Origin of the sequence: Anabaena sp. FACHB-1391 (assembly GCF_014696755.1) — a bacterium.
In the GTDB taxonomy this organism is placed as follows: Bacteria; Cyanobacteriota; Cyanobacteriia; order Cyanobacteriales; family Nostocaceae; genus Dolichospermum; species Dolichospermum planctonicum.
The window spans coordinates 1-22,456 of record NZ_JACJQS010000030.1 but is presented as its reverse complement, the minus strand read 5'-3'; the positions used below and the strand labels follow the sequence as shown (position 1 = coordinate 22,456).

Here is a 22,456-nt window from a genome sequence, read left to right as displayed (position 1 = left end):
AGCAATTCCAGCCTGATGGCGTTAAGCTTCATGTTTTTAGCCAGTAAGGGCTTTAAGTTTATGGAACAGTGGCAAAAAGACTTAATAGACATGATCGAAAACGTGGCTGATGAAGTAGAGCAGTTCTTCCTGGGAATGAATGACATGGTGGATGCTTTTTTTGAGTTCGCGGAAGAAATTACTGAAGAAGTACAAAGCACTTATGTAGCAGACATTGATAACTTCGCTAGGCTGCACGAACAATTTTTACAAGAATTAGCAGAACCAATTCTGGAAATTTACTGGGAACTAGAAGACATCAACATCACGGAAGATGTAGATCCAGGTTTTCCTTATGCAGTAGAAGCTACAATAAAGAAAAATGCGGCTTGTATTGGTTGTAGCCACTATCACGGACAGGTTTATGGCGGTAATTTGTTAGTTTGTGCTATGCACCCCCATGGTTGGGATGATCAAAATTGTCCAGACTGGGAAAAGGAAATTGAGTGCTAAGTTAATAATTGTGAATCTCTACATTTCTTTTTACTAACACAATGAGTAACTTTGCACCTGAAACCCTACCCCCAGACATTCAAGAAATGAAATATGGTGAACGGGAAATTGCGGAAGGGAAACTAATTACCTTTCCTAACCCCCGCATCGGACGGCGCTATGATATTAATATTACCTTACCGGAATTTACTTGTAAATGTCCGTTTTCCGGTTATCCTGACTTTGCGACCATTTATATTAGTTATATTCCAGATCAACGGGTGGTAGAGTTGAAAGCACTCAAACTTTATATTAACAGTTACCGCGATCGCTATATCTCCCATGAAGAAACAGCCAATCAAATTTTAGATGATTTTGTCGCAGCTTGTGATCCTGTGGAAGTGACTGTAAAAACCGATTTTACCCCCCGTGGAAATGTACATACAGTGGTTGAAGTTAAACATCAAAAAGGTGTTTAAATGAAAAAGCAGAGGCGTTTCATGGAACGTCTCTACAAGGATGATGAAAAACAAATACAGCATATTACCATCAGGGTGAAGTACACTTTTAGCAGGCAAGACTTGTACTGAGCTTGGTCGTTCGCGTAGCGTGGCGTTAGCCATAGTATGCCCGCACCACAAGATTTTTATTTTTATCATTAATATCCGTACCTCATCATATCGGAAACTGCTGTATCTAATTGATTATTAACTAACTAGAGTATTACTATTACGTAAATAACCATTTTGTTGCGCTAATTTTTCTGCAATTAGTTTTTGATAAACCACTTCATAACCATCAGTCATTTTTTGAACACTAAAATTTTCTTCCACATATTGACGACAAGCGTAACGATTTAAATCAGCTACCCTGTCAAGAGAATTAATACATTCTTCCACATTATTACAAAGGAAACCGGTTTCCCCGTTCACAATAACTTCCCTCGTTGAACCCAGTCGCATTGCAATTACAGGTGTTCCTGATGCCATTGATTCTACCATAACTAAACCAAAAGGTTCTCGCCAAGTAATGGGAAACAAAGTCGCATAAGCACCACCCATGAGGGCATTTTTCTGGATATGATTAGCTTCACCTAAATATTCAATTTGCTTACCATCAATATGTGGTTTAATTTTTTGCGTAAAATATTCCATATCTACCACATCTACCTTACCTGCTATTTTTAACCTCCAACCAGTTTTTTGAGCAATTTCAATTGCTAAATGGGGTCCTTTTTCGGGAGACATTCTTCCCAAAAAAGCTAAATAAGGTGGTTCTGTTGGTTGAGGATAAAATTCATAACTACTAACATCAATACCATTATAAACAGTGTCTACATAGTTTAAGCCTAATCTGGGTTCTTGCTGAGAATTAGAAATGCTAACATAAGGCTGTTTTTTGCCATATTTAAAAATTTTTTCGTTATCTGGAGTAAAAATTCCATGTAAAGTGTGAACTGTAGGAGTTTTGACTAAATTGGCGTAAACTAGTGATCCTAGTCCTACATGAGAGTGAATGATATCAAAATTTTCTGCTTGTTCATAAACTAAACCTAACAGTAACATCTCATAAATACCAGGCTCTTTAATAGTAGGATCTAGCCTTAAAGCGCGGGGATGAACTGATACTAACTTGGCTAAACTTAAAGAATCTCCTGATGCAAATAAAGTCACTTCATGTCCCCGACGGACTAATTCATCAGTTAATAAACTTACTACCAATTCTATCCCACCATAAGCTGGTGGTGGTACTCTTTCCCACAGTGGAGAAACCTGAGCAATTTTCATGATCAATCTCCTAAAATATCAGATTTCTACTTCTAGTTAGTTGATGAATAAATGAAATAACTAACAGAGAAATAGCCAAAAATACAAAAACCATCCTTATTTATGATTACTATTAGATCTTATGTTTTATATTCGATATTTTTTGTCTATCTGAGGTAATGTAAATGTCTGATACTTCAGGAATAAATTAGACATAATACACATAGTACAATAGTTATTTTTGGGATTTGCTGCTGGAAATAGAAAGGAAAACGAGTATAATACCATACATTTTATTGATCACAAAAAATCTTTAACTGGCTAGGCTAATTTAATACCAGGAAAAAAGATGATCAATTGTCTTAATTTTCTATTTTTTTTCTCAGAGAACCATATTGTCATATAATATGAGAGGCAAATATTGGGTATATTAGGTGACATGAATATATACAAACAAATAAATAAATCGCGTGTTTCGTGGCCAGCAGTGTTTGCGCTGGTGGTATTTGTGTTTATGTACTTACCTATTCTGGTACTGGCTTTTTATAGCTTTAATCAGTCACCTTACAGCGCTAAATGGCAAGGATTTACCTTAGAATGGTACGGTAAATTATTTAGTGACGAACGGATTTTATCGGGTTTATATAATAGTTTATTGGTGGGTTGTTGCGCTGTGGGAGTTTCCGCAATTTTGGGAACATTAATGGCTGTGGGGTTAGCACGTTATGACTTTCCTGGCAAGAGATTATATCAGGGAATTGCTTATTTACCTTTATTAATTCCTGATATTGCGATCGCTGTTTCTACGTTAGTATGTTTATCAGCCTTTGCTATTCCTTTGAGTATCTGGACTATTATCGCTGCTCATATTGTATTTTGTCTATCTTATGTGGGTTTGGTGGTTTCTTCGCGCATGAATAATATCAACCCTCATTTAGAAGAAGCAGCTTTAGATTTAGGTGCGACACCAATACAAGCCTTTATTTTAGTTTTATTACCTCAATTAATGCCAGCAATTATTTCCGGTTGCTTATTAGCGTTTGTATTGAGTTTAGATGATTTTTTAATTGCTAGTTTTACTGCGGGAAGTGGGACTAATACCTTACCAATGGAAATTTTTAGCCGCATTAGAACGGGAGTTAAACCGGATATTAATGCTTTAAGTGTGATGTTAATTTCGATCACTGCTATTGTGGCTTTGATAGGGGAATTAATTAGAACTGCGGGGGAAAGGAGAGCATAGGGAATAATATTAGTTATTTAGATTAATTATTTAGATAATAAGGATTCTACACTTATCCTTATTTCTTCGTCTTGCTGACAAAAACATTTAATATTAATTTTATCTTGATCTGTTAAAATTGTCCGACAAGTTAATAGATGTGATTTACCAGGAGGTTGTACTAACATTATACTTCAATCAACCCTTATTAACAAAATAATCTCTAGATTTTGATGTTTGATTTACTGTTAAGTAAAAATTGATATTTATGGATTATATTTGTACTGCAAATTCCTCCAAAGCCTGAAAACTGCCTACTTCCCAACTCCTTTTGATCACATTAGGGATAATCTGACTAATAGCTATATCTTCAAAATAGGGACTTTGATCAGATTTGATATATTTACCATTTTTCAATAAATAAATAGCCAATTTACCACTATCATATATCCATAATTCTGGAACTCCAATCGCTTCATAAGCATCAAGAGTTGTTTTTGATGTCACATCAATTTCTATAGCTAAATCTGGTGGTAGATGATCAGGTTGTAACCTCCGTAAACCAATCAGTTGATAATTTTGAATATAAAAACAAGCATCTGGTTCAATTCCTGCTGTACCTTGTTTTTTGAAACTTGTTGAACCAAAAGGTTGATATTTAATCCCTTTAGCTTTCAACAATATTTTAACAATATCAGAAATTAGATCTTTGGAAATTTCATGCTCAGGTAAAGGGAGCATAATTTCTAAATTACCTTGATTATAGGCAATTCGTGAAGCTCTTTTTTCTCCCAGTTCTTGTAAAATCGCCTCAAATTCTTCCCAGCTAACATCTGGAATATTAACTGTACTACCAGGTGTTAATTGTATCTGACTTACGGCTTTGAAAACAGGAATAGCTACACTCATAGCATTTATTATTATTATTGATTGATTAAGTTTAACAAAATTAGGGTGGGAATTACCCACCACAAATAATTAAACTTGAATTACACCGTAAACTTAGCCGTAATTCGCTTCATGGCTTCTTCCACATTTTCCCGACTATTAAAGGCCGAAATACGGAAATAACCCTCACCCGCAGCACCAAACCCAGAACCAGGAGTTCCCACCACATTCACAGTTTCTAATAACTTATCAAAAAATTCCCAACTGGATAAACCATGGGGAGTTTTCACCCATACATAAGGTGCATTTACGCCCCCATAAACATTTAAACCAGCGTTTGTTAGTTCTTGACGGATGATTTTAGCATTGTCTAAATAGAAGTTTACTAAAGCTTTAATTTGTGCTTGTCCTGCTTCTGAATAAACCGCTTCTGCACCTCTTTGAATAATATAAGAAACGCCATTAAATTTAGTAGACTGACGACGATTCCAAAGTTTCCAAAGTTCGACATTAGAACCATCAGCAGCTTTAGCGGTGAGGGTTTTGGGAACAACAGTTAAAGCGCAACGAGTCCCAGTAAACCCGGCATTTTTAGAGAAAGAACGAAATTCAATTGCACAATCTCTAGCGCCTTCTATTTCAAAAATAGAATGAGGTAAACTAGGATCTTTAATAAATGCTTCGTAAGCAGCATCAAAAAAGATAATTGAACCGTTGGCTTTAGCATAATTTACCCATGCTTGCAAATGTTCTTTCGTAGCAGTTGCACCTGTGGGATTATTAGGAAAGCAAAGATAAATTAAATCAACTTTTTGGCTAGGAATTTCCGCTGTAAAATTATTTTCAGCAGTAACAGGTAAATAAACTAAACCACCATATTCGCCTTTTTCGTTCGCATCTCCCGTGTTACCTGCCATGACGTTAGTATCTACGTAAACGGGATATACGGGGTCAGTAACGGCGATAACGTTATTTTTGCCAAAAATATCTAAAATGTTGCCAGAATCGCACTTAGAACCGTCGGAAATAAAGATTTCATCAGCTTCTATAGCTGCTCCTCGCGCTTGAAAGTCGTGGGTGGCGATTTTCTCCCTTAGCCAATTATAACCTTGTTCTGGTCCATATCCTTTAAAACTTGAGCGATCGCCCATATCTTCCACAGCTTTAATCATGGCTGTGCGACAGGCTTCTGGCAAGGGTTCGGTGACATCACCAATCCCTAACCGAATGATTTTAGCATCTGGGTTAGCCTGTGCAAAAGCATTGACCCGTCGCGCAATTTCAGGAAACAGATAACCAGCTTTGAGTTTCAGGTAGTTGTCGTTAATTGTAGCCATGGTAAATTATGGGCAAAAAGATAAAGATAATGATACACTATCTTACTTGGAGGACAGGAATAAAAAGATCCCTAAATTCTTAAAGAGGTCAGGGATCTGAAACTTTAAGTTATATTCGAGAAAATATGAGCCTATTTAATGAAGCTCATAAATAACAAATTATCTAAGAGGTATTAGAAGCTAAAAAAATGATATCTAAAAATCAGATAGCCGAATTATTTAACAATTCCGGTATCTAGCCATGGGAGGTTTTCACAAATCAGACATGATTGCCATATTTTGACAATTTTGAGAAACAAAAAATAATTTATATAGCAAAAAATCGCTCCCAAATTGTTTATTTTGGGCGAAATTTTCAGCTTTCTGACTATCTTGTTTCAATCTGTAAATTATACTCATGGGGTTTTGCCTTTGCAGCTACTAGGAATTTTCAACACCTGATTTATATCTAATTTATTTTCCCGCTTTTGTAATTCGGGGTTAACTGCAACTATTAATTGCCAATCAGTAGGTTTACTACACAACTTTCCAGCAATACTACTGAGAGTATCTCCTGATTTTACATTATAAGTGGCTAGTATTGGCGGCTTCTTTGGAGTAGTAGTAATTATCTGTGGACTGGGGTTGGGACTACTAGTAACTTTAGGAGTACGATTGGGGATAGTCGCAGTATACAAAGCTGTTTGCAGGGAGAAAAAACTGCCCCCAGCACCGATAGTAATACCTATCATCAGCATTAAAATGGCGATTTCTCTTGTCCAAGATTTTGGGCGCTGGGGCAATTCCTCCAAAGAGCGAATTAGAGAAATATCAGTGTCGCAACTAGGACAGATATGACCATCAATTCCTTGATACCCGCAAACAGGACAGTCAATTTTGGTTTTGGTGTTCATCGTGTAAGTTCCGTGATCATGCTATTTCTGGGCAATTTTTGATTTGACCCATGCTGCACATCTGAATTATAATTCAGACCATCGGCACTGCCATAACTTTTCTGCCTTAATATCTAAATCTTGATCATGAAGCGGACAAACTATTATAAATCTATAATAAATAATTATATTTTCTGATGTTTTCTCTACTACTTATTAGATTCTGCTTTATTATGTATTTATTCGCTTTAGCCAGAGATGATCTGTTAGTTTCATAGTTGTGGTTGATCACTTGCGTCTATTGTTCCCCAATAGCCAGAATTTACCCGCGTAAACTGAGTCTGAAATAAAACTGGTAATTATTCAAGGAGCGATCGCCTGGTAAAACCCCAATTTAGTTTTATCCTGGAATAGTGGACTTAAAAAACTTCAGCTTTCCAGATAGATGAGGTTATAATCAGCATTTCTGGCGACTGATAGCGACATTCAAACCACAAACTCCGTAACCTCAAGGATGGAAACGCTTGCAAAGCGTGCCATCAATAGTTACACTTTTTAAAATATTCTCATTTTTGTTTAGCGATTGCTCAAACACTCCCATAGCAAGTTCTTGACAAAAGAATCAAGCTATGGTAAGTCGTCAGCATTGCCAAACTCAAAATCAGCAATAAAAAAACTCGGAGATTCTTCAAAAATGGTGATTTCCGCCTTTTTTGAACCTCAGTCACAAAATTGCTTTGTCAACATAACTATCCAGGAGGCTTGTAGTTAATGGGACTACCTTGGTATCGAGTACATACAGTCGTTCTGAACGATCCAGGTCGGCTGATTTCTGTACACTTAATGCACACAGCTTTAGTAGCTGGTTGGGCTGGTTCAATGGCATTGTACGAACTAGCCGTTTATAACCCTAGTGATCCAATTCTTAACCCCATGTGGCGACAAGGGATGTTCGTACTTCCCTTTATGGCACGTTTAGGCGTGACCGAATCTTGGGGTGGTTGGAGTGTAACCGGTGGTACAGCAGTAGACCCCGGTTTCTGGTCATTTGAAGGCGTTGCTGCGGCTCACATCGTTCTCTCGGGTTTATTATTCTTGGCTGCCGTGTGGCACTGGGTTTTCTGGGATTTAGAACTCTTTAGAGATCCTCGCACAGGTGAACCTGCCCTAGACTTGCCAAAAATGTTTGGTATTCACCTGTTTTTATCCGGTTTACTTTGTTTTGGTTTTGGCGCTTTCCACCAAACTGGACTCTTTGGTCCAGGAATGTGGGTATCTGATGCTTACGGAATCACTGGCAGTATTCAGCCAGTAGCACCAGAATGGGGTCCGGCTGGGTTTAACCCCTTTAACCCCGGTGGCATTGTTGCTCACCACATTGCAGCTGGTGTAGTCGGTATTATCGCTGGTTTATTCCACCTCACAGTTAGACCCCCCGAAAGGCTCTACAAAGCCCTACGGATGGGTAATATTGAAACCGTACTTTCCAGCAGTATCGCGGCAGTATTCTTCGCTGCTTTCGTCGTTGCTGGAACTATGTGGTACGGTAACGCTGCTACCCCCATAGAACTATTTGGACCTACCCGCTATCAGTGGGATCAAGGCTACTTCCGTCAAGAAATTCAGCGTCGTGTGCAAACCAGTGTGTCCGAAGGCGCTACTTTGTCTGAAGCTTGGGCGAAAATTCCTGAAAAATTAGCATTCTACGATTACGTTGGTAATAGCCCCGCGAAAGGTGGTCTATTCCGTACAGGACCAATGGTGAAAGGTGATGGTATTGCTGAATCTTGGCAAGGTCACGCTGTGTTCACAGATGCCGAAGGCCGGGAATTAACAGTTCGTCGTTTACCTAACTTCTTTGAAACTTTCCCCGTAATTTTGACCGATAAAGATGGTGTTGTCCGTGCTGACATCCCCTTCCGTCGGGCAGAATCTAAATATAGCTTTGAACAAACTGGCGTGACTGTCAGCTTCTACGGTGGTAATCTGAATGGTCAAACCTTCACAGACCCCGCTGATGTCAAGAAGTACGCCCGGAAAGCTCAAGGTGGCGAGATCTTTGAATTTGACAGAGAAACTTTGAACTCTGACGGTGTATTCCGTACTTCTCCCAGAGGTTGGTTTACTTTCGGTCATGCTGTATTCGCTTTATTATTCTTCTTTGGTCACCTGTGGCACGGTTCACGGACTATCTACCGTGATGTATTTGCCGGTGTAGAAATTGAAGAAGAACAAGTTGAATGGGGTCTGTTCCAGAAAGTGGGCGACAAGTCAACTCGTCGTAAGGAAGCTTAAAACTTGGATGAGGTATGAAGTGGAAAATATCTACTTCATGCTTTTTCCCTGGCTTGGTCAACTAAAATTACTGGCTCAACAGGCAGGATCTGAAAAATATGGAAAGTGTTGCTTACATCTTGATTTTAACCCTCGCCATCGGTGTTCTCTTTTTTGCGATCGCCTTCCGCGAACCCCCCCGTTTTGAGAAAAAAGATAAGTAGTTAGTTATTCCCGATTTATAAGGGAATATATGCTAATAATATCCGTTGTTACTGATCATAGTAGCAACGGATTTTGGGTTTAACTGTTCAAGATGCTGTTGAGCGAATGCAATTACCAATTATTTTGTCAGTTACCTATCATGTACACATAAGAACCCAGATTTTCATCATCTGTACCCAAAATTACACCACCTGTTACACCAGGTATAAGTTCTAAACCTTCAATTTTGTGATGATGATCTCGATAGATAGGAAAAAGTTTATCATTTTGTCGCCAAAATATTTTATTACCAAACGAGCCTAAGTAACCAGCAACATATACGGCAGACTCAAAGGGTCCGTCATTACCTGCATCACTGGCTGCGGAAATATAGACAATCCCCGCATTATCTACTTTGATATCAGAAATATGGCGCACATTACCACCAGGAAAAGGTACTTGAAAATCAGCCGTACCTGCAAGATTGATTTGATATTTTGTTAAATCCAGTATTCCCCAATAAATTTTGGCTGGTTCTTCACTTTCTCCTCGATGCGCCCAAATTGGTATTAATTTACCATCAATATTTTGTAACCCGAAAGATTCAAAGTTACTATTTTTAGTAATATCAGGTAGATCAAATTCTCTGAGAATGAATAAATGCTGTTTTTGGGCATCTAATTTCAGATGATATGCCTTTCCAGCGCTCGTTACAGTAATAAATTCTAGGTTATTTGTTCCAGGAATAGAAGCTAAAGCCTCTAAATCAAGAGGTAGATTAATTTCACTTGGCCACTTTAAGGGAAAATACTTTAATTGCTTGTTATTATTAATGCTAATTATTGCTAAACGTCCTTGATTGGGTTGTTTATTATCATGGACAATCATCAAATCTAGCATCTGGCTTGGTTTTTGAATTGGTTGATGTATCAAAGTCATGCCGCTGATTCCAAATGGTATACCACCACGCACTGGTATCCACTGTTGATCTGATACTGCCTGGTACGTAAAGAAGATTATAGCTATGATGATACTTACAAAGATACTAATTATGGTTAGCTTTAGCAGTTTAGGCATTTTGGATTTAATTTGCAAAAGTAGGATAAAATCAGGATTTATGAACTGAAGATTAGTTAAAATTTTACCCAAATAATTCTAGGATTATCATACAATACCTTCAGCAAAGTCCTATCATTCTATTGATGTGGAATGTGGGTTCAAACATCAAATATATATATACCCTAATAAAATACGTAGGGACTTTCTATAAAACATCTCTACGTATATTTGGATATATCTGTTATATATCAGTATTTCCTAAGTTTTGAAAAAAACTGTTGAAATCTTTTAGTATAAATTTAGGTGGACTGCCCTCTCCAATAAGAGCCTTACAGCATTCAATCATATAAGCACTAACTGCTTGCCCAACTGCTTGAGTTAAAGTAAAAGCTACTGTAGCCTGAATAATATTTCCTCCTCCTGGGAACAATTTTAGCAAGCTTGTCACAGCAGCAGTACCAGCAGCTTGAGCTACAAATGCAGCTACTGCTGTATTAGCTACTTCTTTAGGCAAACCATACACAGTAGCTAAAGACACAATCATTCCTGTCTGAATTGTTGTGATTATCACAGAATCTTTAACCGGAATAGGGTCAGCAGATGCAATTGACGCGGCTGTTGCACAACCATGAATAATAGATTGAGCTTTCTTTATTTTGTTATCCAAGTCAAGCATTTGTGCGCTCTCGAAAGCATCTTTGTACGCACTTGGCATTAGTGTAAGAGTTCTATTGAGTAGTTTAAGGAGAGACTGCTTGCTTTTTTCCCTTTTTTCTTTTTCCTTATTTTCGTCATTTTCACTATCTTCACTATCTTCATCTTTCTGATAGACAAAAACTGGGAGTATATTTTCCCTTTCTATACCATTATGCTGTAGCTTTTGAATCATGGGTGTAAGCTGCTTTGACTGAGTAATATCAGTTTTGGTAATCACAACAATAACATTTTTAAATATGGATTGAATCAGTTCAAGGTCTGTAGAAGTTACCCTTGCTCCTGATCCTTGGATAGTATACCAAACTACATGAATCTGATTTTCAGGATTATTTTTCTTTTGGATATCAGTAATCAATTTTCTTGTTCTATCAACAAAATCTTTCTCATTATCTGCCACTTCCAGCCCCCTAGAATCCCAAATGTCGATGAATTCGTTCAGGTATTTAATAAATTCTCTTGTCATTGGACTATCGTGGCCAATTTGATTATCAGGTACTGTTTGTGTACCAAAAATACTTTGTATTAAACTTGTCTTTCCCGAACCAGTATAGCCACATATAAGTATGGTAGGCTTTAATTCTTTTGTTGTGCTATCCGAATTATTTATTATTATCATGATTAATACTTTAATTTTTCTGATGGTTTTAGGTTTATTCAGCAATTCCTAAGTAATTTCAGAATTATAGTACACAAAACAGCATTTATTGTCAACACCTTATTAATTTGAATTCGTTGGCAATCATTATATTACTGCCTATATTTATTACCAACTGAACTATGTGTTTGTATTTAAACTATTTCTGCTACTTATTACACTCGTGCCTGTACTACACAATGAAGTGCGGAATGTGGGAATTAAAACTCAGATATCACCTGCTCCCTTTTCCCTTTTCCCTCTTCCCTAAATATGATATAATCCTATATCTGGAAGTTGATATGTGTTAAGATTAGCTATTCTAAGCTAGGATAAGACAGAAATGTAAGTGCAGACGGTTCTCCGACTGCTTACTTATGCACCGAATTTATGACAAAACCTTTACGGAGACTAGAACCAGGAACACATTAGCATGGTCAATCAGAATTTAACCGCTACAGAAATTGGATTTACTCTCGAAGATTTCGCTGCTCTACTTGATAAATACGACTATCACTTCAGCCCTGGTGATGTCGTACCGGGTACAGTTTTCAGTATAGAGCCGCGCGGCGCTCTGATTGACATAGGTGCGAAAACCGCAGCATATATACCCATACAAGAAATGTCTATTAACCGGGTAGATGCCCCGGAAGAAGTCTTACAATCAAACGAAACGCGGGAATTTTTCATCCTTACCGATGAAAATGAAGATGGTCAGCTCACCCTTTCAATTCGTCGGATTGAGTATATGCGTGCTTGGGAACGGGTACGGCAGTTACAAGCAGAAGATGCTACTGTCCGTTCTGGCGTTTTCGCAACCAACCGTGGTGGTGCATTAGTGCGAATTGAAGGACTGCGCGGCTTTATCCCCGGTTCTCATATTAGCACTCGCAAACCCAAGGAAGATTTGGTAGGTGAAGAACTACCTTTGAAATTCCTAGAAGTAGATGAAGAGCGTAACCGCTTAGTTCTCTCCCATCGTCGGGCGCTAGTTGAGCGCAAGATGAACCGTTTAGAAGTTGGCGAAGTAGTCATTGGTACGGTTCGCGGTATCAAACCTTATGGTGCTTTTATTGATATTGGTGGTGTAAGCGGACTACTACATATTTCGGAGATTTCCCAGGAGCATATTGACACTCCCCATAGCGTATTCAATGTCAATGATGAAGTTAAAGTTATGATCATTGACTTGGATGCAGAAAGGGGACGGATTTCGCTGTCTACTAAACAGTTGGAACCCGAACCTGGTGACATGATCAAAAACCGTGATTTGGTTTATGACAAGGCTGAAGAAATGGCAGCTAAGTATCGGGAACAACTGCTTGCTAAACAGCAAGGTATTACCACACCGACAGAAGTAGCACCGCTGGAAGCCGGATCTGAAGAAACCATAGCTGAAGAAGTTGCAGTTGTGGAAGCTGTGGCCGAGGAAGAAATTCCCCCAGCGACTGAAGAATAATAGATTTATAGTTATAAGTAATTATAACTGAGATCGTTGTATGATCAAGAGGGGACACCCCCCTTTTTTTTACCTTGAATATGACTAGGGTGAGATATTTTGGTAACTATTAAATGTCAAAACACGGCGTTTTACCGTATCGAAGCAATTTTATTTGATAAAAACGGCACTTTAGAAGATTCTGAGGCATATTTAAGAACACTAGGACAAAAAGCAGCGAGGATGATAGACGCGCAAATTCCTGGTATTGGCGAACCATTGTTAATGGCTTTTGGTATTAACGGTGATTTCTTAGATCCAGCGGGTTTAATATCAGTAGCCAGTCGTCGAGAAACAGAAATTGCAGCAGCGGCCTATATTGCGGAAACCGGGAGGGGATGGTTTGAGTCTTTAAAAATTGCCCGTCAAGCAATAAATGAGGCTGACCGATATGTTAGTAAAACTCCTTCACCTTTATTTGTGGGGAGTTTGGAGGTATTAAAGTCTTTGTCAGTAGCGGGGTTAAAATTGGGGATTCTGTCAGCAGCAACCACTGAAGAGGTACAGACATTTGTAAGAACTCATCAGTTAAGTAATTATTTACAGCTAGAAAAGGGTGTTGATGATGGTCCTAGTAAACCAGATCCAATACTGTTTTTAGAAGCTTGTCAAGCTTTGGGAGTAGAGCCAGGAGCGACTTTAATGATAGGTGATTCTGTGGGTGATATGCAAATGGCGCGTGATGCTAAAGCTGCTGGCTGTATTGGTATTACTTGGATTGGTAAAGCAGATCATGTTCAAGGTGCAGATGTGGTAATTAATCAACTTGATCAAATTCAGGTAATTATGGATTAAGAGGATCTGTGAAAAGTTTTCGGCGAATATATAATACTCCGCCGCAAGACTTTTATGGCTACACGATGCAACCTATCAGCAAACCCTATTTAATCTCTGGTTTGTCAGGATTTATCAGGTTTTGGTTAAGTTTATCACCAAAAATCTTATCATAGTTGGAAGCGACGGCTAAAAATGCACCCGCTAAAATATATATGGGCAAAGGTATAGAAAAAGCTCGCAACCACTTAAAAAACTCCGCCGCAGCAAACAGTACAAAAAAGCATAGCAGCCAAACTCTCATGATTTTATCCATTCCATACTAGGTTATCTTGTTACTAATTTTAGATGAGGCATAAATCAATTAAAAATTAAAAATAACAGAAAACTCATCAATCTAAAATCTCAAATTTAGCTAAGATTGTTTAGGTATTATTATGATTTATGCAAATGATTGAAGTTGAGCATCTTACTAAAACTTATGGTTCAACAACAGCAATTACTGATGTTACTTTTAGCGTTGAACCAGGGGAAATTTTAGGGTTTTTAGGTCCAAACGGTGCCGGTAAAACCACAACCATGCGAATTTTAGCCGGTTATTTACCTGCCAGCAGTGGGACAGCGAAAATTGACGGTTATGATGTCCATGATAATTCTTTGCTTGTGCGTCAGCGCATTGGCTACTTACCAGAGACACCACCCTTATATCCAGAAATGACGGTAGAAGGATTTTTACACTTTGTAGCGAGAATTAAAGGAGTTTCTTCAGGCGATCGCTCGAAAAAAGTAACAGCAGCTATAAAGAGATGTAACCTAGAGGAGAAGCGCCAAGTCATTATTCGTAAACTCTCGAAAGGTTATCGGCAAAGGGTTGGTATTGCCCAAGCGATCGTTCATGATCCTCCAGCTATTATTCTTGATGAACCTACAGTGGGACTTGATCCCCGACAAATTACGGAAGTACGCAACTTAATTAAAAGTTTAGCAGGAACACACACTATTATTCTCTCTACACATATTCTCCCGGAAGTGAGTATGACCTGTAGCCGAGTTGCCATTATTAATCGCGGACAAATAGTGACAACTAATACCCCAGAAAATCTAATGACACAATTAACAGGTGGGGCAGGATATGAATTAGAAATTACAGGAGAAGCACCTTTAGCCAAACAAATGTTACAAAATATATCTGGCGTGAGTTTAGTAGAATCAATGCCTAACCATCAACATTTGCTAGAAGATCATACTTATTTACGGGTAATATTACAGCAGGGAGAAGAACCAGGAAAAGAAATTGCTACTGCTTTAATTCGGGCTGGCTTTGGTTTATATGAAATGCGTCGTATTAGTGCAACACTAGAAGATGTTTTCTTAGAATTAACCACAACAGAAAAGAATTTACCCACAAATATAAACTCAGAAATCGAAGAAGGAGAAGCTGCATAAATGGGTATAGTCATCGCCAATATTATTGCCATTTACCGTCGAGAACTACAGAGTTATTTTGTTTCCCCATTAGCTTATGGCATAGCCAGTGCATTTTGGTTTTTAGCAGGTTTATTTTTCGTCATGATTTTATTGGGACCAGAAGGAATTTTAGTTACAGTTTCTGGTTATGATTTACAAGGGCAGCAGCCTGGATTTCCAGCACCAATAATAGATGTTCCTTATGAATTTGTGCGGGCATTTTTAGATAGAATGGGATGGTTAATGTTATTTATCTTGCCGATTTTGTCAATGGGACTCTACGCCGAAGAACGCAAACGAGGAACTTTAGAACTATTAGCCACATCACCAGTTACCAACTGGGCTGTAGCCGTAGGCAAATTATTAGGAGTATTAACATTTTTATTGACAATGATTTTACCTTTAATGGGATTTGAAGCGATCGCTTTATCCAATTCCACTCCTCCCATATCACCCACAATTCCCTTGCTGGGTCACTTAGGATTACTCTTACTAGCAGCAGCAATTTTATCATTAGGAATGTTTATTTCCTCATTAACAGATAGTACAATTTTATCGGCAGTCCTCACCTTTGCCATAGTTATTTTGCTGTTATTTGTTGATTTAATTGCCAAAACCATTCCCAGTCCAATTGGTGAAGCAGTTAGTCATCTATCCCTCCTCAAACATTACAATACCCTGATTCAAGGAATTTTCGATACCAGCGGCTTGATTTTATTTGCCAGTTACATTATCTTAGGTATTTTTCTCACAGCCCAATCAATTGATGCACTTCGCTTTCAACGTCACTAGTTATTTTCTCTTGATTATTCTCTCCTATAAATAATGAATAAAAAATGAATAAAAACAAACTTTGGAAACTTATATTTTGGCTAGGACCATTCTTGATCACCGCTGGTTTAACCATTCGTTTAACATCAGTAAATTCAGGAATAATCCCCCTATCATTAATAATAACAGGTGCAGTTATTTGTGCCTTGTGGGTAGTAGTACAAACCCAACAAAGTAAATGGTGGCAAAAGCGTTCTACCCAATCTACTACTAATGCCTTAATCGCAACTTTGTCCGTATTAGTTATATTAGGATTAATTAACTTTTTAGGTATTCGTTACCACCTGCGTCTAGACTTAACAGATACTCAACTATTTACTTTATCACCTCAATCCAGGGAATTAGTCAGTAATTTACCCGAAACAATGAAAGTTTGGTTATTTACTAAAGAAAAAAATTCCCAAGATCAGGAATTATTAGATAACTATCATCGTCAAAGTAACAAGTTTAAATTTGAGTATGTTGATCCTGAATTAAAACCAGGACTAGTAGACAGATTTGGTGTTAAAGATTATGGCGAAGTTTATCTAGAATTTCAAACAAAACGGCAATTAGTACAAATAATTAGTGAGGATGAACGACTATCAGAAATAAAATTAACTAATCGTTTACAACAAATGATCAATCCTAAAACGGCTAAAGTTTACTTTCTTCAAGGACATAGTGAACACCCACTTTCCGGTAGTAAAGGGGCAATTTCTAAAGCAATACAGGGCTTAACTGATAAAAACTTTACTACATCAACTTTGAATTTAGCAGAACGTCCTCAAGTTCCTAATGATGCTGATGTTGTAATTGTAGCTGGACCCCAAAAAGAATTATTGACGGGAGAAGTTACAACGTTACAAAATTATCTTAATCGTGGTGGTAACTTATTATTGATGATTGATCCCAACACCAACCCGAAAATAGATACTCTTCTGAAAGAGTGGGGTGTGCGTTTAGATAATCGCTTGGTCATTGATAATTCTGGAGAAAGTTTGCAACTAGGACCGGCTACTATTTTGGTGACAGAATATGGACAGCATCCTATTACTAAAGATTTTGCCAATAATATTTCTGTATATCCATTAACTCGTCCTCTGGAAATTGATCCTGTCTCTGGTGTTGAGTCTATGGTTTTATTAAAAACTAAACCCTATCCTAATAGTTGGGCAGAAAGTGATCAAAAAAGTGAAAAACTAGAGTTTAATGAAGATAAAGACTTAAAAGGACCTTTAACTTTAGGAGTAGCATTAACTAGAAAATTATCAAATTCCCCAATTCCAACTGCCAAAACTTCCCCAACTCCAATTCCAACTGCCAAAACTTCCCCAACTCCAACTGCAACTGCCAAAACTTCCCCAACTCCAATTCCAACTGCAATTCCAACTGCAATTCCAACTGCCAAAACTTCCCGAAATACTGCTAAAGAATCACGGTTAGTAGTATTCGGAAACTCAAATTTTGCCACTGATAGTTTATTTGAACAACAGTTAAATGGAGATGTCTTTTTAAATACGGTTAGTTGGTTAAGTCAACAGGATGAAAAACTTCTGTCAATTCGTCCTAAACAACCAAAAAATCGCCGGATTATTATATCAAATCGGGAAGCTAACTTGTTAACAATATCTGCTGTGTTTTTATTACCTTTACTGGGGTTGCTAACAGGTTTTATTATTTGGTGGAAACGTAGATGAAAAATAAATTAGTAATTCATGATGCTAAACTAAAGCATTGGCTTTGCTTTCAAGATCCTGATGAAATCATCCAAACTAATAGTATTGATCAAGTTGTTACCAAATTGCAACTCGTGAATGATTTGATTGCTAAACATCAAATATATGGGGCGGGTTTTATTAGTTACGAAGCTTCAACAGCTTTTGATTCGATACTAAAAACCCATTCTCCTTGTTCATTTCCGTTACTCTGGTTTGGATTATATAAAAAACCAGAAATTATTGATTTACCAAAACCTACCTTAGCTGGTGAATATAAACTTAATTGGACACCTTCAGTACGTGAAGAAGAATATCATCAAGCCATTAGTAAAATTAAAAAATATATTTCCTTGGGGGAAACTTATCAAGTCAATTATACATTACGTTTAAATGCACCTTTTAGTGGTGATACTTGGGAATTATTTCTGAAATTAGTGCAAGCACAAAAAGCAGATTATGGGGCTTATGTTGATATTGATAACTTTGCTATTTGTTCCGCTTCCCCTGAACTTTTTTTTCATCTTGATGATCATCACTTAACCTCGCGTCCCATGAAAGGAACAGCAGCTAGAGGTTTAACATTAGTAGCAGATCATGATATTGCTAATCAACTACATTTTTCCGAAAAAAACCGCGCGGAAAATGTGATGATTGTGGATATGATTCGCAATGATATCGGACGAGTAGCTAATATTAATACAGTCAAAGTTCCCAGTTTATTTAATGTCGAGAAATATCCCACAGTTTGGCAAATGACATCTACTGTTACAGCCAAAACTACAGCTTCCATGAGTGAAATTATGGGCGCGTTATTTCCCTGCGCTTCTATTACCGGCGCACCTAAAGCCCGGACGATGGAGATTATTCAGGAATTGGAAAATACACCGCGCCGTATTTATACTGGCTGTATTGGTTTTATTAGTCCCCAACGTCAAGCCCAATTTAATGTTGCTATTCGCACTGTATTAATTGATAAAGAAAATAAGCAAGCAGAGTATGGAGTTGGAGGAGGAATTGTCTGGGATTCTGTGAGTAGTGACGAATATCAAGAATGTCAGATTAAAGCCCAAGTTCTCACATTAAATCAACCAGATTTCTCACTTTTAGAAACAATTTTATGGCAACCTCAAAATGGTTATTTTGTATTGAATTATCATTTACAACGGTTACAAGATTCAGCAAATTACTTTGGTTTTAATGTGAATATAAATAATGTCAAAACTCAACTTGATCAATTAACAAAATCATTTTACAATCAAGATTATAAACTACGGTTATTATTAGATTCCCAGGGTGAAATTATATATCAAACAATACCTTTATTGCCTGTAAATAATCATGAACTTGTCAAACTAGGTATGTGTTGCACACCGATTCAATCCAATAATATATTTTTGTATCATAAAACAACAAATCGCCAAGTTTATGAAATAGCAAAAGCCCCTTTTCCTGATTGTGATGATGTTTTATTGTGGAATGAAAGAGGTGAAATAACAGAAACCTGTATTGGTAATATTGTGGTAGACTTGAATGGAGAATTGCTGACACCCCCAGTAAAGTGCGGTTTATTAGCAGGGACTTTTCGCGCTAATCTACTTGAAAAATGTAAAATTAGAGAGGAAATTATCACGGTAGAAATGTTAAAATATAGCCAGCGTATCTATATAATTAACTCAGTGCAAAAATGGCGAAAAGCGGTTTTAATTTCTCATTAACTAAATGATTTTATTAATTGGTTATCAATATGAAATTGCCAAAAACGACTTGGATTTTAATACTTTTAGCTCTGGGTTTAGGGAGTTTTGTATATTTCTATGAAATTAAAGGAAAAACTCAACCAACAGAAATAAAAGCCCAAAAACAGAAAATTTTCTCCTTTACTGCTAACGATGTCCAATCTTTAACAATTAAAGCCAAAAGTACAACATTAAAACTAGAAAAAAGGAATACAACTAAAAAACCTGAATGGGAAATCAAATCTCCCATATCAGCACCGGCAAATGATGCAATTGTTTCTTACTTGATGGATTTGTTAGTTGATGGTAAAATTGAAAGAACAGTATCAGTTTTACCCACTGAATTACCAGAATTTGGTTTAGATAAACCTGTAGCGACTATTGATATTCAACTGAAAAATAAACAAAACTATCAATTGATTTTAGGTAAAGCTGAGTTTAATAATCGGTTCTTATATGCTCAAGCTGATGCTAATCAAAATCTCAAATTATTGTTAGTTTCCAAGGATTTTTTTAATGCAGTCAATCGAGACATATCAGAATGGAAACAAATACAAGAAAAGACTAATGTAAAACCATTACCTATCCTACCTAAACCAAACCTGCCATGACAAAACAAACAGCAACCTTATTAATTTCTTGCCCAGATCAAAGAGGATTAGTAGCTAAATTTGCCAATTTCATTTATGCTAATGGTGGCAATATTACTCATGCAGATCAACATACAGACTTTGAAGCCGGATTATTTCTGAATCGCATAGAATGGCAATTAAAAGGATTCAATTTACCTAAAGATTTAATTGCTCCTGCTTTTAATGCTATCGCTCAACCTTTAAATGCAAAATGGGAATTACACTTTTCTGATACTCTTCCCCGCATTGCCATTTGGGTAAGTCGTCAAGATCATTGTTTACTTGATTTAATTTGGAGACATCGCGCAAAAGAATTTCATGCAGAGATTCCTTTAATTATGAGTAATCATCCCGATTTACAAGCGGTAGTTAAACAATTTGGCATTGATTACCATTATATACCTATAACTAAAGAAAATAAACAAGAACAGGAAATTAAACAACTAGAATTACTGCATGAATACAAAATTGATTTAGTGGTTTTAGCCAAATATATGCAAATAGTTAGTGCAGATTTTATTGCAAAATTCCCGCAAATTATTAATATTCATCATTCATTTTTACCCGCCTTTGTTGGTGCTAATCCCTATCATCGAGCCTTTGAAAGGGGTGTAAAAATTATTGGTGCAACAGCCCATTATGCTACACCTGAATTGGATGCAGGACCAATTATAGAACAGGATGTGGTGCGGGTAAGTCATCGAGATGAAGTGAATGATTTAATCAGAAAAGGGAAAGATTTAGAAAGAATTGTCTTAGCAAGAGCGGTAAGATTACATTTACAAAATCGCGTTTTAGTTTATGGCAATAGAACGGTAGTTTTTGAGTAAATTTATTTAATCGGAATTGATCATCTTAGCTATCGTTTCCATCATCAAAAAAAGCCGATGAGAATAATCAGGAAAGCAAATGAATTGATAATGCTCATAAAAAGTATGCTTTTTTTTTAGCGGCTCTATTAAATAATGATTAAAAGCATCAAAATTATCTGTTAATTGCACTTACTACACCCATATTCTTTTTATAGCGTTGAGCCGCAAGCCGTAACTTGTTACTGGGTTCTGGTGGATTAAACAGTGCTTCTACAAAAACCTCTTGGTCTTTTCTGCTTAAAACCATGATTTCATGTTCCTGAATAATCTGGTCTTTATTCTGTGGACTGATACGGGCTTCTAATCTTTCTGATTTGGAACGCAAGGATTTTTCTGGGCTGTTTCTAGCCATTGAGTGAGTCATGATACTTCTTACACAATAAATGTGATGTGTAAATCTTTAGTGTACGGCAAATGTCCTAACAAATAATAGTGTACTGATTTATTCAACAAATGCCCACTATCCCCAATCTCCAGACTTTCCACCTGTTTTACTAACTAAATGAATCGCTTCAATTTGAATCGTTTTTTCTAACGCTTTAGCCATATCGTACAAAGTTAAAGCAGCAATAGACACCGCTGTTAAAGCCTCCATTTCCACACCAGTTTCCGCCTGAGTTTTCACAGTAGCATCAATTTGATAACCAGGTAGTTGGGCATCAGGGATAATCTCAACGGTAATTTTCTGTAAAGGTAAGGGGTGACAGAGAGGAATTAAATTAGCTGTTTGTTTAGCGGCCATGATTCCCGCCAACCTAGCCGTTGCTAAAACATCACCTTTAGGGGTGTTTCCCGCTTGAATAGCAGCGAAAGTCTCAGGTAACATCCGCACCTTACCAGTGGCCACCGCTTGACGAATAGTGGCTGTTTTACCTGATATATCAACCATTTGAGCCTCTCCTTGAGCATCCAAATGGGTTAACGAAAAAGAATTTGAAAAATGATCTTGCATAATTGGGAAAGTGTGTGTTATTATAAATCTTGTAAGTCAAGGTTGTAAGTCAAGGGTGTGTAGCTCAGTGGACTAGAGCACGTGGCTACGGACCACGGTGTCGGGGGTTCGAATCCCTCCTCGCCCGTTCTATAATTTTAAATGCACAAGCCCCTTTTTTGGAGTTTGTGCATTTTTAATGGTCTTGGGATTTAATCTCAAAATAACGTAGTATATTGGGGTTAATCGTATTTAAACGCGAGATGAAATACCTAACTCCAGAACAAGTTTATAAACAATTCAGCTATCACTCCAAGACAATCGCTTGTGGGGGCTGACAAGGAAAAAATAGCCGAAAAACAAAATATTTATGAGCCAAATAGTAGCCAATGTGATTTAATAGAAGGTAGTGAGTCTAGACTATGAAACTCAAAGTTAAAAATCAGTTAACCGTTACCAGAATCGCCATTTTAGGGACTAAAAAACTAAATACTTGGAAATCTAACGAACTTGATTTAATTGCTTTGCGTTTAGGACAACTACGCTCTGACTTGTGGAATGAGTTCGGCTC

22 protein-coding genes and 1 tRNA gene are annotated in these 22,456 nt (G+C 37.3%); 14 read left to right on the top strand and 9 right to left on the bottom strand.

What is annotated here, in order from left to right:
• Window positions 1-60 precede the first annotated feature (60 nt).
• Window positions 61-492 (top strand): hypothetical protein, encoded by a 432-nt coding sequence (locus tag H6F62_RS14525; RefSeq protein WP_137909122.1) that lies wholly within the window; start codon window positions 61-63, stop codon window positions 490-492.
• Between the two features lie 41 nt (window positions 493-533).
• Window positions 534-950 carry a preQ(1) synthase gene (queF, locus tag H6F62_RS14520; protein WP_190372335.1) on the top strand — a complete coding sequence of 139 codons (417 nt, stop codon included), beginning with the start codon at window positions 534-536 and terminating at the stop codon, window positions 948-950.
• A gap of 228 nt (window positions 951-1,178) precedes the next feature.
• On the opposite strand, the gene H6F62_RS14515 is transcribed toward queF, so the two are convergent.
• Complete coding sequence (locus tag H6F62_RS14515; RefSeq protein WP_190372334.1) at window positions 1,179-2,258, bottom strand: glycosyltransferase family 4 protein; 1,080 nt, start codon at window positions 2,256-2,258, stop codon at window positions 1,179-1,181.
• A 493-nt stretch (window positions 2,259-2,751) separates the two neighbouring features.
• On the opposite strand from H6F62_RS14515, the gene H6F62_RS14510 reads away from it, so the two are divergent.
• The gene (locus H6F62_RS14510) at window positions 2,752-3,480 is read left to right on the top strand and encodes an ABC transporter permease (protein WP_137909125.1); all 729 of its coding nucleotides are present in this window, start codon (window positions 2,752-2,754) and stop codon (window positions 3,478-3,480) included.
• 252 nt (window positions 3,481-3,732) lie between these two features.
• Here H6F62_RS14510 and H6F62_RS14505 read toward each other — a convergent pair whose 3' ends face one another.
• The 3 genes from H6F62_RS14505 to H6F62_RS14495 form a co-directional block, all read right to left on the bottom strand.
• Complete coding sequence (locus H6F62_RS14505) at window positions 3,733-4,368, bottom strand: Uma2 family endonuclease (RefSeq protein WP_137909126.1); 636 nt, start codon at window positions 4,366-4,368, stop codon at window positions 3,733-3,735.
• Window positions 4,369-4,448: 80 nt separating this feature from the next.
• Window positions 4,449-5,684 carry an LL-diaminopimelate aminotransferase gene (locus tag H6F62_RS14500; protein ID WP_190372333.1) on the bottom strand — a complete coding sequence of 412 codons (1,236 nt, stop codon included), beginning with the start codon at window positions 5,682-5,684 and terminating at the stop codon, window positions 4,449-4,451.
• Between the two features lie 395 nt (window positions 5,685-6,079).
• Window positions 6,080-6,577 carry a LysM peptidoglycan-binding domain-containing protein gene (locus H6F62_RS14495; RefSeq protein ID WP_137909128.1) on the bottom strand — a complete coding sequence of 166 codons (498 nt, stop codon included), beginning with the start codon at window positions 6,575-6,577 and terminating at the stop codon, window positions 6,080-6,082.
• 750 nt (window positions 6,578-7,327) lie between these two features.
• Between H6F62_RS14495 and psbB the strand changes: the two genes are divergently transcribed.
• Complete coding sequence (gene psbB, locus H6F62_RS14490; protein ID WP_137909129.1) at window positions 7,328-8,851, top strand: photosystem II chlorophyll-binding protein CP47; 1,524 nt, start codon at window positions 7,328-7,330, stop codon at window positions 8,849-8,851.
• 98 nt (window positions 8,852-8,949) lie between these two features.
• Complete coding sequence (locus H6F62_RS14485) at window positions 8,950-9,054, top strand: photosystem II reaction center protein T (RefSeq protein WP_071604841.1); 105 nt, start codon at window positions 8,950-8,952, stop codon at window positions 9,052-9,054.
• 127 nt (window positions 9,055-9,181) lie between these two features.
• Here the strand turns inward: H6F62_RS14485 and H6F62_RS14480 are convergent, their stop codons facing one another.
• Together H6F62_RS14480 and H6F62_RS14475 are read right to left on the bottom strand one after the other, a co-directional pair.
• The gene (locus H6F62_RS14480) at window positions 9,182-9,973 is read right to left on the bottom strand and encodes a hypothetical protein (RefSeq protein WP_306420248.1); all 792 of its coding nucleotides are present in this window, start codon (window positions 9,971-9,973) and stop codon (window positions 9,182-9,184) included.
• A 361-nt stretch (window positions 9,974-10,334) separates the two neighbouring features.
• Complete coding sequence (locus tag H6F62_RS14475) at window positions 10,335-11,471, bottom strand: GTPase (RefSeq protein WP_190372332.1); 1,137 nt, start codon at window positions 11,469-11,471, stop codon at window positions 10,335-10,337.
• A 406-nt stretch (window positions 11,472-11,877) separates the two neighbouring features.
• Between H6F62_RS14475 and H6F62_RS14470 the strand changes: the two genes are divergently transcribed.
• Together H6F62_RS14470 and H6F62_RS14465 are read left to right on the top strand one after the other, a co-directional pair.
• Window positions 11,878-12,903: a 30S ribosomal protein S1 gene (locus H6F62_RS14470; RefSeq protein ID WP_137909132.1), complete on the top strand. Its 1,026-nt coding sequence runs from the start codon at window positions 11,878-11,880 to the stop codon at window positions 12,901-12,903.
• 99 nt (window positions 12,904-13,002) lie between these two features.
• Window positions 13,003-13,737: an HAD family hydrolase gene (locus H6F62_RS14465; RefSeq protein ID WP_190372331.1), complete on the top strand. Its 735-nt coding sequence runs from the start codon at window positions 13,003-13,005 to the stop codon at window positions 13,735-13,737.
• An 85-nt stretch (window positions 13,738-13,822) separates the two neighbouring features.
• On the opposite strand, the gene H6F62_RS14460 is transcribed toward H6F62_RS14465, so the two are convergent.
• Complete coding sequence (locus tag H6F62_RS14460) at window positions 13,823-14,020, bottom strand: hypothetical protein (protein ID WP_137909134.1); 198 nt, start codon at window positions 14,018-14,020, stop codon at window positions 13,823-13,825.
• 146 nt (window positions 14,021-14,166) lie between these two features.
• Here H6F62_RS14460 and H6F62_RS14455 point away from each other — a divergent pair, with 146 nt between their 5' ends.
• From H6F62_RS14455 to purU, 6 genes are read left to right on the top strand one after another with little or no spacing between them, the layout of a single operon-like run.
• Window positions 14,167-15,162, top strand: a complete 996-nt coding sequence (locus tag H6F62_RS14455) for an ABC transporter ATP-binding protein (RefSeq protein WP_137909142.1) — start codon at window positions 14,167-14,169, stop codon at window positions 15,160-15,162.
• Complete coding sequence (locus H6F62_RS14450; RefSeq protein WP_137909135.1) at window positions 15,163-15,975, top strand: ABC transporter permease; 813 nt, start codon at window positions 15,163-15,165, stop codon at window positions 15,973-15,975.
• A gap of 44 nt (window positions 15,976-16,019) precedes the next feature.
• Entirely contained in the window at window positions 16,020-17,693 is a 1,674-nt protein-coding gene (locus H6F62_RS14445; protein WP_190372330.1) for a Gldg family protein, read from the top strand.
• Window positions 17,690-19,429: an aminodeoxychorismate synthase component I gene (gene pabB, locus H6F62_RS14440; protein ID WP_137909137.1), complete on the top strand. Its 1,740-nt coding sequence runs from the start codon at window positions 17,690-17,692 to the stop codon at window positions 19,427-19,429. The genes H6F62_RS14445 and pabB overlap by 4 nt, the downstream gene beginning before the upstream one ends.
• Window positions 19,430-19,458: 29 nt before the next feature.
• Entirely contained in the window at window positions 19,459-20,061 is a 603-nt protein-coding gene (locus H6F62_RS14435; protein WP_137909138.1) for a DUF4340 domain-containing protein, read from the top strand.
• A complete protein-coding gene (purU, locus tag H6F62_RS14430) occupies window positions 20,058-20,912 on the top strand; it encodes a formyltetrahydrofolate deformylase (RefSeq protein WP_137909139.1) in 855 nt (284 codons plus the stop codon). Before H6F62_RS14435 ends, purU begins: the two co-directional genes overlap by 4 nt.
• A 154-nt stretch (window positions 20,913-21,066) precedes the next feature.
• Here purU and H6F62_RS14425 read toward each other — a convergent pair whose 3' ends face one another.
• Entirely contained in the window at window positions 21,067-21,318 is a 252-nt protein-coding gene (locus H6F62_RS14425; protein WP_137909140.1) for a DUF1778 domain-containing protein, read from the bottom strand.
• Between the two features lie 96 nt (window positions 21,319-21,414).
• Entirely contained in the window at window positions 21,415-21,906 is a 492-nt protein-coding gene (gene moaC / locus H6F62_RS14420) for a cyclic pyranopterin monophosphate synthase MoaC (protein ID WP_137909141.1), read from the bottom strand.
• Window positions 21,907-21,959: 53 nt separating this feature from the next.
• On the opposite strand from moaC, the gene H6F62_RS14415 reads away from it, so the two are divergent.
• Window positions 21,960-22,033: transfer RNA gene (locus H6F62_RS14415), tRNA-Arg, on the top strand.
• Window positions 22,034-22,456: the final 423 nt, after the last annotated feature.